18 protein-coding genes, 1 tRNA gene and 2 pseudogenes are annotated in these 13,328 nt (G+C 57.2%); 7 read left to right on the top strand and 14 right to left on the bottom strand.

The features are described from left to right. Positions 1–296: 296 nt before the first annotated feature. The 4 genes and pseudogenes from KVQ74_RS14485 to KVQ74_RS14470 form a co-directional block, all read right to left on the bottom strand. Complete coding sequence (locus tag KVQ74_RS14485; RefSeq protein ID WP_217831750.1) at positions 297–701, bottom strand: hypothetical protein; 405 nt, start codon at positions 699–701, stop codon at positions 297–299. A 171-nt stretch (positions 702–872) separates the two neighbouring features. Continuing rightward, on the bottom strand, positions 873–1,550 hold the full coding sequence (locus KVQ74_RS14480) for a hypothetical protein (protein ID WP_217831749.1): 678 nt from the start codon (positions 1,548–1,550) through the stop codon (positions 873–875). After that, positions 1,547–2,146, bottom strand: a pseudogene (locus KVQ74_RS14475) (recombination protein NinG). The gene KVQ74_RS14480 and the pseudogene KVQ74_RS14475 overlap by 4 nt, the downstream one beginning before the upstream one ends. Further along, complete coding sequence (locus KVQ74_RS14470) at positions 2,143–2,613, bottom strand: hypothetical protein (protein WP_217831762.1); 471 nt, start codon at positions 2,611–2,613, stop codon at positions 2,143–2,145. The pseudogene KVQ74_RS14475 and the gene KVQ74_RS14470 overlap by 4 nt, the downstream one beginning before the upstream one ends. Positions 2,614–2,756: 143 nt before the next feature. Between KVQ74_RS14470 and KVQ74_RS14465 the strand changes: the two are divergent. Then, positions 2,757–3,737 (top strand): annotated as a pseudogene (locus tag KVQ74_RS14465) (DNA cytosine methyltransferase); the annotation flags it as partial. Between the two features lie 90 nt (positions 3,738–3,827). Here the strand turns inward: KVQ74_RS14465 and KVQ74_RS14460 are convergent. Together KVQ74_RS14460 and KVQ74_RS14455 are read right to left on the bottom strand one after the other, a co-directional pair. Beyond that, entirely contained in the window at positions 3,828–4,244 is a 417-nt protein-coding gene (locus KVQ74_RS14460) for a hypothetical protein (RefSeq protein WP_217831748.1), read from the bottom strand. A gap of 9 nt (positions 4,245–4,253) precedes the next feature. Next, complete coding sequence (locus tag KVQ74_RS14455) at positions 4,254–4,685, bottom strand: YbjN domain-containing protein (protein ID WP_217831747.1); 432 nt, start codon at positions 4,683–4,685, stop codon at positions 4,254–4,256. Positions 4,686–4,901: 216 nt separating this feature from the next. Between KVQ74_RS14455 and KVQ74_RS14450 the strand changes: the two genes are divergently transcribed. Together KVQ74_RS14450 and KVQ74_RS14445 are read left to right on the top strand one after the other, a co-directional pair. Further along, complete coding sequence (locus KVQ74_RS14450; RefSeq protein WP_217831746.1) at positions 4,902–5,225, top strand: hypothetical protein; 324 nt, start codon at positions 4,902–4,904, stop codon at positions 5,223–5,225. A 198-nt stretch (positions 5,226–5,423) separates the two neighbouring features. Further along, positions 5,424–5,741, top strand: coding sequence for a hypothetical protein (locus tag KVQ74_RS14445; protein ID WP_217831745.1), 318 nt, complete (start codon positions 5,424–5,426; stop codon positions 5,739–5,741). A 7-nt stretch (positions 5,742–5,748) separates the two neighbouring features. Here the strand turns inward: KVQ74_RS14445 and KVQ74_RS14440 are convergent, their stop codons facing one another. Beyond that, positions 5,749–5,943, bottom strand: a complete 195-nt coding sequence (locus tag KVQ74_RS14440; protein WP_217831744.1) for a hypothetical protein — start codon at positions 5,941–5,943, stop codon at positions 5,749–5,751. 96 nt (positions 5,944–6,039) lie between these two features. On the opposite strand from KVQ74_RS14440, the gene KVQ74_RS14435 reads away from it, so the two are divergent. From KVQ74_RS14435 to KVQ74_RS14420, 4 genes are read left to right on the top strand one after another with little or no spacing between them, the layout of a single operon-like run. After that, positions 6,040–6,687, top strand: a complete 648-nt coding sequence (locus KVQ74_RS14435; protein WP_217831743.1) for a DUF1281 family ferredoxin-like fold protein — start codon at positions 6,040–6,042, stop codon at positions 6,685–6,687. Positions 6,688–6,746: 59 nt separating this feature from the next. After that, positions 6,747–6,902 (top strand): hypothetical protein, encoded by a 156-nt coding sequence (locus tag KVQ74_RS14430; protein ID WP_217831742.1) that lies wholly within the window; start codon positions 6,747–6,749, stop codon positions 6,900–6,902. A 35-nt stretch (positions 6,903–6,937) separates the two neighbouring features. Next, on the top strand, positions 6,938–7,150 hold the full coding sequence (locus tag KVQ74_RS14425; RefSeq protein ID WP_197869543.1) for a hypothetical protein: 213 nt from the start codon (positions 6,938–6,940) through the stop codon (positions 7,148–7,150). Continuing rightward, on the top strand, positions 7,150–8,262 hold the full coding sequence (locus tag KVQ74_RS14420) for a tyrosine-type recombinase/integrase (protein WP_217831761.1): 1,113 nt from the start codon (positions 7,150–7,152) through the stop codon (positions 8,260–8,262). Before KVQ74_RS14425 ends, KVQ74_RS14420 begins: the two co-directional genes overlap by 1 nt. An 89-nt stretch (positions 8,263–8,351) precedes the next feature. Here the strand turns inward: KVQ74_RS14420 and KVQ74_RS14415 are convergent. The 7 genes from KVQ74_RS14415 to rpmI all read right to left on the bottom strand — a co-directional run bounded on the left by KVQ74_RS14415 (position 8,352) and on the right by rpmI (position 13,274). Continuing rightward, positions 8,352–8,428: transfer RNA gene (locus tag KVQ74_RS14415), tRNA-Pro, on the bottom strand. Positions 8,429–8,518: 90 nt separating this feature from the next. Next, positions 8,519–8,875: a MerR family transcriptional regulator gene (locus tag KVQ74_RS14410; RefSeq protein ID WP_003179985.1), complete on the bottom strand. Its 357-nt coding sequence runs from the start codon at positions 8,873–8,875 to the stop codon at positions 8,519–8,521. After that, entirely contained in the window at positions 8,856–9,158 is a 303-nt protein-coding gene (gene ihfA / locus KVQ74_RS14405; protein ID WP_002553164.1) for an integration host factor subunit alpha, read from the bottom strand. The genes KVQ74_RS14410 and ihfA overlap by 20 nt, the downstream gene beginning before the upstream one ends. A 3-nt stretch (positions 9,159–9,161) precedes the next feature. Continuing rightward, positions 9,162–11,540, bottom strand: a complete 2,379-nt coding sequence (gene pheT / locus KVQ74_RS14400) for a phenylalanine--tRNA ligase subunit beta (protein WP_217831741.1) — start codon at positions 11,538–11,540, stop codon at positions 9,162–9,164. A gap of 26 nt (positions 11,541–11,566) precedes the next feature. Then, positions 11,567–12,583, bottom strand: a complete 1,017-nt coding sequence (gene pheS / locus KVQ74_RS14395) for a phenylalanine--tRNA ligase subunit alpha (RefSeq protein ID WP_077044525.1) — start codon at positions 12,581–12,583, stop codon at positions 11,567–11,569. 109 nt (positions 12,584–12,692) lie between these two features. Next, complete coding sequence (gene rplT, locus KVQ74_RS14390; RefSeq protein WP_007905879.1) at positions 12,693–13,049, bottom strand: 50S ribosomal protein L20; 357 nt, start codon at positions 13,047–13,049, stop codon at positions 12,693–12,695. A 30-nt stretch (positions 13,050–13,079) separates the two neighbouring features. Continuing rightward, positions 13,080–13,274, bottom strand: a complete 195-nt coding sequence (gene rpmI / locus KVQ74_RS14385) for a 50S ribosomal protein L35 (protein ID WP_002553160.1) — start codon at positions 13,272–13,274, stop codon at positions 13,080–13,082. Positions 13,275–13,328 lie beyond the last annotated feature (54 nt).

Genomic DNA, 13,328 nt, shown 5'->3' with positions numbered 1-13,328 from the left:
ATCTAAGCTCCATCTATCTAGAGCACCAAAATATAACATGCCTACCCACAAGAATATCCGCGGATGCGTCTAGGCCCTTTAATGGTGAGTAGTGAACGATTCATCGCCGCTTGACCTATTAGGGCTAGGGAGCAGCTTGAAGCCATCCTGCGCGGGCTGCCGGTGTTGATTCCGTACGTCGCACTATCCGGCTATCGACGCCCAGACCTTCCCGAGGGTTATCCCCGCTACGGGTAAATTCCGGGTATAAAAAACCCCGAACTAGGTCGGGGCTTTCGTAGAATGAAAATAGGGTTTCAGTTCGTTTGTGGAACGTCTGCCTCTGTCTCTACAGGGCTATCTAGCGCCAATCGCTGCTGTCGTTTTTCCTCGATCAGTTCAACAATTGAAGCCCGGTGCTTCTCTGTATGCGCAAGGAACGCAGACCGAGGAAGTAACAAACGAACAGGCACAGGTAGAAGCTCAAAGGCCTTTTCCGCCACAAGGAGAAACGCCTCATCATCCTTGATCCGGTCGTGCGTCACGGTAAGTAGGCCATCGACTAGCACGCGTTCGATCTGCGGCCAGTTCTTTTCGAGATAGTCATTGGCAGCATTTGCACCCTCCCCAATAGAGTCGAGCACAGCATCCTTTGCCGATATAACCGTCTCGCTGACGGATTCTGATAACGCCTTAGCCTTGTCAGCAAGATAACCGAACATATCCATCCGCTCCTTGAATGCACGATAAGAATATATCGACATTTCGCGAGCGATCTTTAGGACCAGCTAACAAAAACCCGGCTCTTGGCCGGGTTTCGAAGTTGTCGTGCGCTGGAGGTAAGTTGCGCAGTGTGGGAAAAGTACATCAAACTCCCCACCTTGGCAACACCTTTATGCCGCATCCTCTGAATTTTCTGCGTGAATAACCTGCCAAATAGGCTCTTGAGCCTGAATATCCACTTCCTCAATCGCTTTCCGCAGGAAGTTCCAGATTTCGAGCCAGTCTCGATCCCAGTGCTTGGGCTGTATGGCGATCCCGTACAGCTTCATCATGGCGTCAGACACTCGGGCAGGGCCAAAAGCATCACCGCCGTTCGCCTCGGCCTTGTACGACTGGAGCGCAACAGTCACCAGGCAATGCACCTTCGCCGCCTTGGCGTTGGTGAGCGCGCCAAAGTCCGTGTCTGACCAGATCAGCTTCTCGGCGTTGAGCATGTGAATGACGGTCATGCAAGGGTGGTAGAGGTAGTGCCCGAGCTGCTGCACTTGGAACGGAAGCGACTCGATTGCCTTCTGCACCTTCCCCATGGTCACCAGGTGGGCGGCTCGGAGTGTGGAGCGGCCAATAGGCGTGCGGCGCGTCTCGGCGATGTGGATCTTCTGGCGCACAGCCATGATGCGCTCTTCCTTGTCCTCACCCTGGGCGGCAAAGATGATCTCTCGAAGCGCGGCCTTTTCCTTCCGGACGACAGTCGCGGATTTTGCTCGGTCGGCCGCTGCCGCACTGATTGATACGTTCGACTCATGCTGTGCGTCTGTCCACGCTTGACGTGCGTTAATCAATTTCATGCTGCCTGCCCCTTTTTCAGTTCTCGGGCCTTGGCCCGGTATTCGGCCTTGATGGCCTTCAGGTCGTCGATGGTGTACTTGCGCACGCTCTGATCGGATTCGAGAGCGTTCACAGCCTCCTGACCGATGCGTGCGATGAGGCCGATCCGGTAATCCACGGCATTACCCGAAAGAAACCGGTTGTCCTGCTTACTCTGGGCGTGACAGTTGCGTTCATCGAAGCGCAGGTGAGGTGCAGAGCCGACACTTCGTTAATGGCCGGCGTCCACGGCGTTTCCGCTCCAGTCCAGTGGTTTTCCGCTGGAGATGCATGCGTGGCCGGCGGCAAAGTCACGGGCGCGGATGTATGCGTTGAATGCCTGCTGAGCTTCTCGCACGTAGTCGCCGCGACGCTTCAGCTTCTCCTCGCGGACCTTGATCGCGCGGCGCTCGATGATCGCCAGCGACTTACGCTTCTTCTCCTGCTTGTCCCGCGCGATGACAACGGCGCAGTCCGGCGAGCACCAGGACTGAAAACTCACCTTCGGGACGAATGAGGCCCTGCAGGTTTTGACTGCGCACTTTTTCGGGCGCGGCTGCTTCCTTTCAAGTGTCATGCGGCCTCCTGGCTCAGCAGATCGTCGAAGTAAACGCCCTGTGGTGCGAAGCGCGCGATGATGCGGTCGGTGTAGGCAATGCCTTGGGACCGATTGAACAGGCTGGTCACCGGGAAGCCGTCCGGCCCGAACAGCTTGCACCCGCCCATCATGGCCAGCTTCGTCTCGTACGGCAGGTGACGCATCACCCGGTACCACTCGGCCTGGAACCCGGCATCCTCGTTCAGCAGAATTTGCACGCCGATGTGCAACTTGCAGTACCGACGGGCGTCGGCCTCGTCGCCGATCTGGGTCATCTCGGCGATGCGCCTGTACATCGCGAACCACAACCGGTTCTGGTCGAGCGTGCGGTCCTTGCCGGGCCGCAGGGATACCACGACGAACTTCTTGTCGCGGAACATGGCGTTGAGTTTGGTGATGGCCTCGGAGAGCTTGGCCTGGCAGTTGACGCTAATCTTGTCGGTGATGTCCGTTGCTCCGTGGCTACCCGACGAATCCAAGAAGCCCACGCGTGCTGGGTCTTCTGCTCCACGTAAAATCCGCCCACCAGAGTGTCAAGGCACAGACCCTGCTCGACGGCGTGCTTTTGGAACTTCAAGCTTTCTGCTGCGAAATCAGGCTGCGCCGAGTGGCCAAGGGCTGCTGGCGGCATGTTCTGACCAGTGCGAAACCTTTCATCGTGCCAATGCGCGGCACCTCGTCGGCACACACCAGCACGCACGACACAGACGAAGCGCTTTCGACGATCAGTGCCGGCGGAACCCATCACGCGCTGGTGCAGCCGATAGCAGCGCCATTCCTCACCGAATGCGCCAACGGATCAGCGCAGCGTAACTTTAGCGCGGTCGAACCGTTGCGCACGCAAGTTGCCCAGGTCAAGGGCGGGCACTTTGCGTTGGCCGCGGCGAACATGGTGACGCTGCGAAAAGGATCGGTCGGAGCTGAAGTAACAGAGCCGCTCAACGTGGTGGCTACCAGCACCGGGCACCATGCGGTATCCGCAGCGTTCTTCGAGCAGGCGAATGGCGGCTTCTACAAAGGCGACGGCCGATCGGCGTACGATCCGATATCGACCATCTGCCAGTCAGGCGCCAACCAGCGTCTGGTGAGCGCCTATCTGGTCAAGTACTACGGCAACGAGAAGGATGGCATCTCGCTCAATGAGCCGATGCATACGCTGCCGACGAAAGATCGCGTGGCAGTTGTCGAGACCGTACAGGTGCCGGAAACGCTGTCGCCCGAGCAAATGGAAGGAGCACGCCGCTGCGCCGCGTTCATGCACCAGTACCTGCCGGAGCACTTCAAAGATCCGGCGGAAATAGTGATGGTCGGCGGCTACGTACTGATCGACATCACCCTGCGCATGCTGCAACCGCCTGAACTGAAGGCCGCTCAAGGCTTCGACAAGGACTACATCATCGATCGCGGACTGTTCGTCGACCTAGTCACCGGTGCTGAAGAATGGCGCGACATCAAAAAGACCGACCAAGTGCGGCTGATTGGAAACAGTGTTTGTCCGGACGAAGCCGAAGCGCTGGTCGCAGCAAACGCCGCAGACATCATCGAGCTTTACCAGCGCTTGGCCGCCTAACCCTATCCTCACTTGGAAATACGCATCCGGGTGACTGCAAAGATCGGGAGCGTACTAAGCGGGCAACTAATAAACTACGAAACCAAGCCACTACTTATTTTTCTTATCTACCTCCTTAGAAGAGTAAGGTGATGTGCTCGTCATTTTAGCGATATCATCCAAAGCCGCATGAACCAAACCAGCGCTTACTTTGTAAAATTTGTCAGACACTTCTTTTTTTAACTCTTGAACACCAGGAACATCCGGCATACTATCGATCTTAGCCTTCAACCTATTAAGCTTGACATGTTGAATCTTTTGAATTATTGCCAACTTAACTTCATAGAGTGCAATCCCCCCCCACTGTTTACCCCATACCGCAACACATGGAGCTGCATATACGGCCAACTCCCTAAGCTGCCCTTCTGCGGGCAATAAATTACACAAATAAATGTAAATTCCGCCACTAAATGCACCAACAGTTTTTCCGCCATAGCTTCCGCTTGGCTGCGAGCCCTGCTCTTCCATGACTAATCCCTATGAATTACTTTGAAGCGCTTCCACAAAATTTTTCATGGCCGCCGTGGTAGTAACCACACCGGATCTTACCGCTGCCATAATATTTTCTTTTGTTAGCTCATCTACGAAGCACTCATAGGAAGTAGACACGCTTCGACCGGACCGATTGAGATAAGTCTTCGCGACTTTTGTCTCTAGATTTGCAATATTACACGCGATATAAACATTGGTCTTTTCATCCTTAGAGGAAAGCTTGTAAAAAAACAGACAGCTGATAGACACAAATTTATGGTGATCCTCATCTATCACCGCGCAGAATTTCAAGTCGACACCATCACTTTTAAACTCGACATCTCCTTCATCATCAATAGATGCTGAATAACCGAGCTCATTCAACGCTGCCACATAGACTTCCGCCACAGGCTTTTTTAACTCAACACGATCGTTCATATATCTCCAGATCCACAATACGGTCCATAGATCATGATCATATCAACTTGCTAGCCTCAAAGGTACATGTGTGATTGTTTACCACCGTGACAACTGGCACCGCACGACACCGCACTTAACTTCACCGACTTGACAGGAGTACACCTGTACTCCACCAAGCCTTAACTCCCTCCCCCTTCAAAGTCAGCCGTTATAGCGGCAAGGACGAGCTCGCCCATGGAAACGATAAAACTGATTCAGCCAGCCCCGGTCGTGCGCGATGAACACGGGATGTTCCAGCACCCCGACATGCCCGACTTCGACGAAGGTGACGGCGACAAGTGCAAGGCCTGGATCGCCGAGCAAAGCCTTCAAGTTGGCATGGTAAGCCTGGAGTTCGCAGACCCGGCAATTGCCGACCGCTACTTCGAATCCCACGATCCGGATTGCAGCTACTGGGAGCCGGACCGCCCGGACGGCGAAGGCTGGTTCTGCCTCGCCATTCACGATACTGACGACGGCCCGGTCTGCTGGTGGGCTCGCCGCGAGGTGACGCCATGATCGCCCTCGCCTGGTTCGCCTACGTCTACTGCTACAGAGGGCCTCGGTGATGAACCACCAACCCAAAGGCGGCATGTGCGCGACCTGTGCCCATGCCCACCAAAATTGCAGCCACCTTCCCTTCAGCGCGATGCCGCCGCTCTCCCGCGACGGGCAGACGGTGATCGTGCGCTGCACCGACTTCCGGCGGCGACAGCCATGAGCCGCATGGTCAGCGTCCGCACCGATGAACTGGCCGGCCCGGCGCTGAACTGGGTAATCAACGCGATCGAGGGTGACCAGCAGCCCGTCGCCGGCCAGATGGATCTCTTCGCCCCGCCCGACGCCGAGCAGCTGATCGAGAAGTACGGCGTCTGGGTCGATGTCGGTCACCGGCACCCGTGGCTGGCCGACGCGACGAACGATCCGTTCAACCGGGTAACCGGCGAAACCCGACCAATCGCCGTGTTCCGGGCCGTGGTCTTCGCCAAACGCGGCGGCGCTGTGAAGGTCCCCGCCGAACTCGTCCAGCGGTGAGCCAACCCTACAACAAGCCCTGCTGCTTTGCTTCCGCCAGCAACTCTTTCGCGATTATTCGGGCAATTGTTTCAGGTGGAGACCCGCCAACCTGCGTGGATTTTGACAAGGTTGCAGCCCATACCGTGACCATCCGTTTATCTACGGAATACGAAACTTTGTGCGTCTTCCCTTCGAACTCGACTTCCAGTGTTTCACGCATTGCTCACCCCAAAACTTTGGCATTGAAGCCATAACCGTAGACCTTTTTTCAACTCAACAGCCTGCCGGTGTACGGCGGGCGAGGAATTCTATTGCCATGCCAAACCATGTGACCAACAAGGTGAGCGCTCCTGCCCACGTCCTAAAGGTGCTGATCAACGAAAGCGGCAAAATCGACTTCAGCACCATCCTTCCTTTTCGCGGGGTGTTCCCTTGGGGCGGGATCAGCGGACAAGCCGAGACTGCGGCAGTAACTATCACCGCTCAACCTCTTCACGATAATCCCCTGATTGCAGGACTTGAGCGGCGTAACCGCGCAGAAGCCAACGTGCTGCAGCTAAGCGAAGAGTGCTTCGAGCAGTTCATCCAAATGCTGCGCAACAAGCGATCGTCCGGGCACTTCCACTCGCTCGACTTCGCCCGCGATGTCTGGGGCACAAAGTGGAATGCTTACGACCAGGCGATCGACCTGGATGCAGGCGAGCTTTCATTCGATACCGCCTGGTCGTGCCCTCTCCCGGTCCTGATGGAGCTTTCGAGGCTCCACCCTGATGACGAAATCACTGTTCGTTATGCGGACGAAGACCTCGGCAGCAATTGCGGGACCGTGAGGCTCAAGGCTGGGGAGGCCGTTTCATCGGAGGTGGCCGGGCGCTGGGATGAAATGCGCGAAGAACAGCGCCAGCAGTGGACTGCCTGGGCGCGAGAACTCAAAGGCTGGGAAGAAAACGAAGACGACGAATAACCCATCACCACCTTCTGCCGCCCCGCGCGGCACCGCCCACCCGGGCAAGGAAGTGCGCCATGACCATCACGAAGATCATCAAGGGCCCGCACAAACTCTTCGGGCTCTGGTGGGTTACCGCTGATTGCGGCGGGATTATCCAGTACATGTCCTTCCGAAACGAACAACAGGCACGAACTGTCGCCCCTGGGCTGGACAGCGTGCCCCTTCAATAACCTTCTGCCGCCGCCGGCGGCGTGGAGACTCCCCCATGAAAAAAGAACTGATCAAGATCAGTGAGTTCCAGCGCCGTCGCTGGGGCGAGAACGGCACGCCTCCGTGCCCACAAGCGATCCGCAACTACATCCGGAACGGCCAGGTGCCCGGCGAGCAGATCGGAAAACTCTGGTACGTTGACTGGACGGCGTTCAGCAAGTCGGCAGGGAACGACCTGGTCGCAATGGTATTGAAAGGAGCTGCATGATGGTCCCACGGCCGCGCAACAAGGCGAACAAGAGCCTCCCGCAGAACCTGTACTTCGATTCGCGGCGCTCGACCTATCGCTACCGCCGGCCTACCGACGGTAAGTGGTTCCAGTTCGGCTCTGATCGAATTAAAGCGATCGATGCTGCGAAGCAGTTGAACTTGGAGTTCATGCGCGGCGCTGACCTGATCGGCGCCGTAATGGGCAGCACATCCGAATCGTTCGTCGGCTTCCTGGACATATACGAGCGCGATGTACTGCCGCCGCGCGAACTGGCCAAGGGCACGCTCGGGCTATACGCCGTCCACTTCCGCCGTTTCCGAAAGAAGTTCGAAGGCAAAGCGGCCGACCAGATCACAATCCGCATGATCGCGGAAATGCTGGACGCCCTCACACCACGGACGGCCAACCAGTGCCGGGCCTTGCTGATCGATATCTTCAACCACGCGGCGGCGAAGGGCCTATGCCCGGACAACCCGGCCGCCAGCACGATTAACCGGATCGAGAAGAAGCAGCGCAAACGGCACACCATCGAGGGGTTGAAAGCCATCAGGGAGAAGTCGCCGGAGTGGCTGCAGAACGCAATCGACTTGGCGCTGATCACAGCGCAGCGCCGCACCGACATCCTCAACATGCGATTCGACGGGGTTCGGGAAGGGTTTCTGTATGTGGTACAGCAGAAGACGGCCAAGGCCAGTGATGCGGCATGGATACGGTTCAAAGTGACCAATGAGCTCCAGGCTGTGATCAGCCGGTGCCGGGATGACATCGTCTCTCCGTACCTGATCCACCGCCGGCCTGATCGCAAGAAACAGAAACAGGCAGAGACGAAGGATCACTGGACGCAGGTCGAAGAGCGGTATTTGACGCGGGCCTTCAAAGAAGCTCGAGAAGCGGCGGGTTGTTACAAAGGATGGAAGGAGGAGGAAATGCCGGGCTTCCACGAAGTGCGGGCGCTATCGCTCCACCTGTATCAGAAAGCAGGGAAGGATGGGCAGAAGATCGCCGGGCACGCCAGCGAGAGCATGACCAAAAACTACCAGCGGGACCATGCGGAAATCGTCTGGTCCGAGGCAATTCCGGACCTGAATATCAGCGAAATCACCGGGTAGTTTTGCGCCAGTTTTGCGCGGGTTTTGCGCAGGCACAAAAAAGCCGATCTGGCTGATCGGCCTAAGTGTCTGATTTTACTCAGGAATAATGGTCGGGACGGAGTGATTCGAACACTCGACCCCTAGCACCCCATGCTAGTGCGCTACCGGACTGCGCTACGCCCCGACTAGGCGTGAAACCTGTTCTTCAACCTCGAAGAACGCTCAAGAATATATCGCAAGCTTTTGAAAACTGGAAGTATTTAAAGGCTGCTTTTTATTTCTTGAGAACCACCAGCACATCCTCAAGCTCCGCAATCATCTGGCGGATCATTTGTTTGTACTGGGTGGTGTCATCTTTGGCCTCGTCACCGGACAAGCGCAGACGCGCGCCACCGATGGTGAAACCCTGATCGTAAAGGAGCGCGCGGATCTGCCGGATCATCAGCACGTCCTGGCGCTGATAATACCGGCGGTTCCCGCGGCGTTTGACGGGGTTGAGCTGAGGAAACTCCTGCTCCCAGTAGCGCAGCACATGTGGTTTTACCGCACACAGCTCGCTCACTTCACCGATGGTGAAGTAGCGTTTGCCCGGGATGACGGGCAGTTCGTCGTTATGACTTGGTTCCAGCATAAGCCTCAACTCGGGCCTTCAACTTCTGCCCTGGACGAAAGGTGACCACACGGCGAGCCGTGATCGGGATTTCTTCCCCCGTTTTCGGGTTGCGGCCAGGCCGCTGGCGTTTGTCCCGAAGGTCGAAATTGCCGAAACCGGACAATTTGACCTGCTCGTTGTCTTCAAGAGCGTGCCTGATTTCCTCGAAAAACAGTTCGACCAATTCCTTGGCTTCCCGCTTGTTCAGGCCCAGCTCTTCATACAGACGTTCCGCCATCTCAGCTTTCGTCAAAGCCCCCATACGTCACTTCCTTAACGTGGCGTTCAACCTTTGTTCGAGCGAGGTGAGGATATTTTGCGTCGTCGAATTCACCTCATCGTCATTAAGAGTGCGCGATGGATGCTGCCAGGTCAAGCCGACGGCAAGGCTTTTTCTATCAGGATCAATACCTTTACCCTGATACACGTCAAACAGCCTGAGATCCGTGAGCCATTCGCCTGCATTTTCACGGATTACGTCCAGCACAGCCGAGGCTGCGACGTCTTTATGCGCGATCAGTGCAAGGTCACGACGCACTTCAGGAAAGCGCGACAACTCATGGAATTTCGGCATTTTACCGAGCGCCACTTCAGCCAGAACCAGCTCGAAAACGAACACTGGACGGTCCAGACCCAAGGCTTTCGACAGCTCAGGGTGGATGGCACCGATGAAGCCGACTTCACGCCCTTCCCGCTCGATGCGCGCAGTCTGACCCGGGTGCAGCGCAGGGTGTTTGCCCGGCACGAAAGTGAACGAATCCAGTGCACCGGCGAAGCCCAATACCGCCTCTACGTCCGCCTTGACGTCGAAGAAATCCACAGTATCGCGACCTTGTGCCCAGCCTTCCGGCAAGCGGCTGCCGCATACGACACCGGCGAGCATCGGCTCTTGCTTCAGGCCTTCAAGCTGGCCAACAAAGCGCAGGCCGCTCTCGAACAGGCGGACACGGTCCTGCTGACGATTCAGGTTGTGCTGCAACACCTTGACCAGACCTGGCCACAGCGACGAACGCATGGCGGCCATGTCGTTGGAGATCGGGTTGGCCAGCAACAGTGGCTCGACACCAGGACTGAACAGTTCGAACTGCTTCGGATCGATGAAGCTGTAAGTGATCGCTTCCTGATAACCGCGTGCCACCAGCAGGCGACGCAGCTCCGGCAGATCGCTGCGGGCTTCTGCCTTGGCTTGCGGTGCCAGACGGGCTTGCGGATAACGAACCGGCAGACGGTTGTAACCGTACAGACGGGCCAGCTCTTCGATCAGATCGACTTCCAGGCTGATATCGAAGCGATGGCTTGGCACTTCAACGCGCCACTGCCCTGCTCCATCAGCGGAAATATTCAGACCCAAGGCACCGAGCAGACGCTCGACGTCGGCCGAATCCATTTCCATGCCCAACATCTGAGTGATGCGCTGTGCACGCAGCGTAATCGGTGCGATCGACGGCAGATGCTGCTCGCTCACCGTCTCGATGATCGGGCCGGCTTCACCGCCGGTGATTTCCAGCAGCAGGCCAGTGGCGCGCTCCATGGCTTCACGGGCCAGTTGCCAGTCCACGCCGCGCTCGTAACGGTGCGAAGCATCGGTGTGCAGGCCATAAGAGCGGGCCTTGCCGGCTACCGCGATCTGATCGAAAAATGCGCTCTCCAGGAACACATCACGAGTGGTCGCGGACACACCGCTGTGCTCGCCGCCCATCACACCGGCAATCGCCAGCGCGCGAGTGTGGTCGGCGATCACCAGCGTATCGCTACGCAGGCTGACTTCCTGGCCATCGAGCAATACCAGCTTCTCGCCCTCTTCCGCCATGCGCACACGGATGCCGCCATTGATTTCCGCCAGATCGAAGGCGTGCAGCGGCTGCCCAAGTTCAAGCATCACGTAGTTGGTGATGTCGACGGCAGCGTCGATGCTGCGCACTTCGGCACGGCGCAGGCGCTCGACCATCCAAAGCGGCGTCGGCTTGGAGAGATCGACGTTGCGGATGACACGACCCAGATAACGCGGGCATGCAGCCGGGGCCAGCACTTCTACGGAACGCACTTCGTCATGCACCGCAGGAACCGCAAGCACCACAGGACGGGTGACCGGAGCGGCGTACAGCGCGCCGACTTCACGGGCCAGACCGGCCAGAGACAGGCAGTCGCCCCGGTTCGGGGTCAGGTCCACCTCGATGCTCGCGTCATCCAGGCTCAGATAAACGCGGAAATCCTCGCCTACCGGCGCATCGGCCGGCAGTTCCATCAAGCCGTCGTTGCCTTCACCGACCTGCAGTTCGACTTGCGAACACAGCATGCCGTTGGACTCGACGCCCCGCAGCTTGGCTTTCTTGATCTTGAAGTCGCCCGGCAGCTCGGCGCCGATCATGGCGAACGGAATCTTCAGGCCCGGGCGCACGTTAGGCGCACCGCACACCACCTGGAAGGTTTCCGTGCCGTTGCTGACCTGACACACACGCAGCTTGTCGGCGTCCGGATGCTGCTCGGTGCTCAGCACCTCGCCCACGACCACGCCACTGAATTCACCGGCGGCCGGCGTTACGCTATCGACCTCAAGACCGGCCATCGACAGACGGGCAACCAGCTCGTCGCGATCTACCTGCGGGCTAACCCAGCCACGCAGCCATTGTTCACTGAATTTCATCCTGCTCTCCTAAAAATTCGTTACGACTAGCGAAATTGCGCGAGGAACCGCAAGTCGTTGTCGAAGAACAGACGCAAGTCGTTCACGCCGTAACGCAGCATGGCCAGACGCTCAACGCCCATGCCGAAGGCGAAGCCCGAAAACTCTTCCGGATCGATACCGGACATGCGCAGCACGTTCGGGTGGACCATGCCGCAACCCATCACTTCCAGCCAGCCGGTCTGCTTGCATACACGGCAGCCTTTGCCGCTGCACATCACGCATTCCATGTCGACTTCAGCGGACGGTTCGGTGAACGGGAAGTACGAAGGACGGAAACGCACCGCCAGCTCTTTCTCGAAGAACACCCGCAGGAACTCTTCGATGGTGCCTTTCAGATCGGCAAAATTGATGTCGCGATCAACCAACAGGCCTTCGACCTGATGGAACATCGGCGAGTGGGTGATATCGGAGTCGCTGCGGTACACACGGCCAGGGCAGACAATGCGGATCGGCGGCTGTTTCGATTCCATGGTGCGGACCTGTACCGGCGAGGTATGGGTGCGCAGCAGCATGTTGGCATTGAAATAGAAGGTGTCATGCATCGACCGGGCCGGGTGGTGGCCTGGGATGTTGAGCGCCTCGAAGTTGTGATAGTCGTCTTCGACTTCCGGGCCTTCGGCGATGCCGTAGCCAATACGGGTGAAGAACTGTTCAACACGTTCCAGAGTCCGGGTAACCGGATGCAGACCGCCGGAAGTCTGGCCACGGCCAGGCAGGGTCACGTCAATGGACTCGGCGGCGAGTTTGGCCGCAAGATCGGCCTCCTCGAACAACGCCTTGCGCGCATTGAGAACTTCTGTGACACGTTCCTTGGCAACGTTGATCAGGGCGCCGACCTGCGGACGCTCCTCTGCCGGCAAATTCCCCAGGGTCTTCATCACCTGAGTCAATTCGCCCTTTTTACCAAGGTAGTGAACCCGGATTTGCTCCAGGGCATTGATATCTTCAGCGCTTTGCACAGCCTCTAGTGCTTGAGAGACCAGCGCATCCAGGTTTTCCATGTACAGACTCCAGATACAAAATAGGGGAAGAGCTTGAAGGCTCTTCCCCTATTTATGACGTTTAACACCAGACCCCACACAGGTGAGGCCGGGTGACTGTCGGGGGTACTTAAGCCAAGGTGGCTTTAGCTTTCTCGACAATCGCAGCAAACGCCGCTTTTTCGTTCACTGCCAGATCAGCCAGAACCTTACGGTCGATCTCGATGGACGCTTTTTTCAGGCCGGCGATGAAACGGCTGTAGGACAGACCGTTGATACGAGCACCAGCGTTGATACGAGCGATCCACAGAGCGCGGAACTGACGTTTTTTCTGACGACGGTCACGGTAGGCGTATTGGCCTGCCTTGATTACCGCTTGCTTGGCAACACGGAATACGCGGGAACGCGCGCCGTAGTAGCCTTTAGCAAGTTTCAGAATTTTTTTGTGACGCTTACGGGCAATGACGCCACGCTTTACACGAGCCATGAGTTACTTCCTCTATTCTTGATCCAAAAATTAACGAAGGCGCAGCATGCGCTCGACTTTTGCCACGTCAGACGGATGCAGCAAGCTGCTACCGCGCAGTTGACGCTTACGCTTGGTCGACATTTTGGTCAGGATGTGGCTCTTGAAAGCGTGCTTGTGCTTGATACCGTTAGCAGTTTTCAGAAACCGCTTAGCAGCACCACTTTTGGTTTTCATCTTTGGCATGTTCGGATACTCCGCATTCAGTTGATAAACATAATCAGAAGGCCTGCCGTGCCC

It is taken from the genome of Pseudomonas botevensis, assembly GCF_019145475.1.
In the GTDB taxonomy this organism is placed as follows: domain Bacteria; phylum Pseudomonadota; class Gammaproteobacteria; order Pseudomonadales; family Pseudomonadaceae; genus Aquipseudomonas; species Aquipseudomonas botevensis.
Note: the sequence above shows the minus strand (reverse complement) of the source record. Positions and strands in the feature narration are given on the sequence as shown.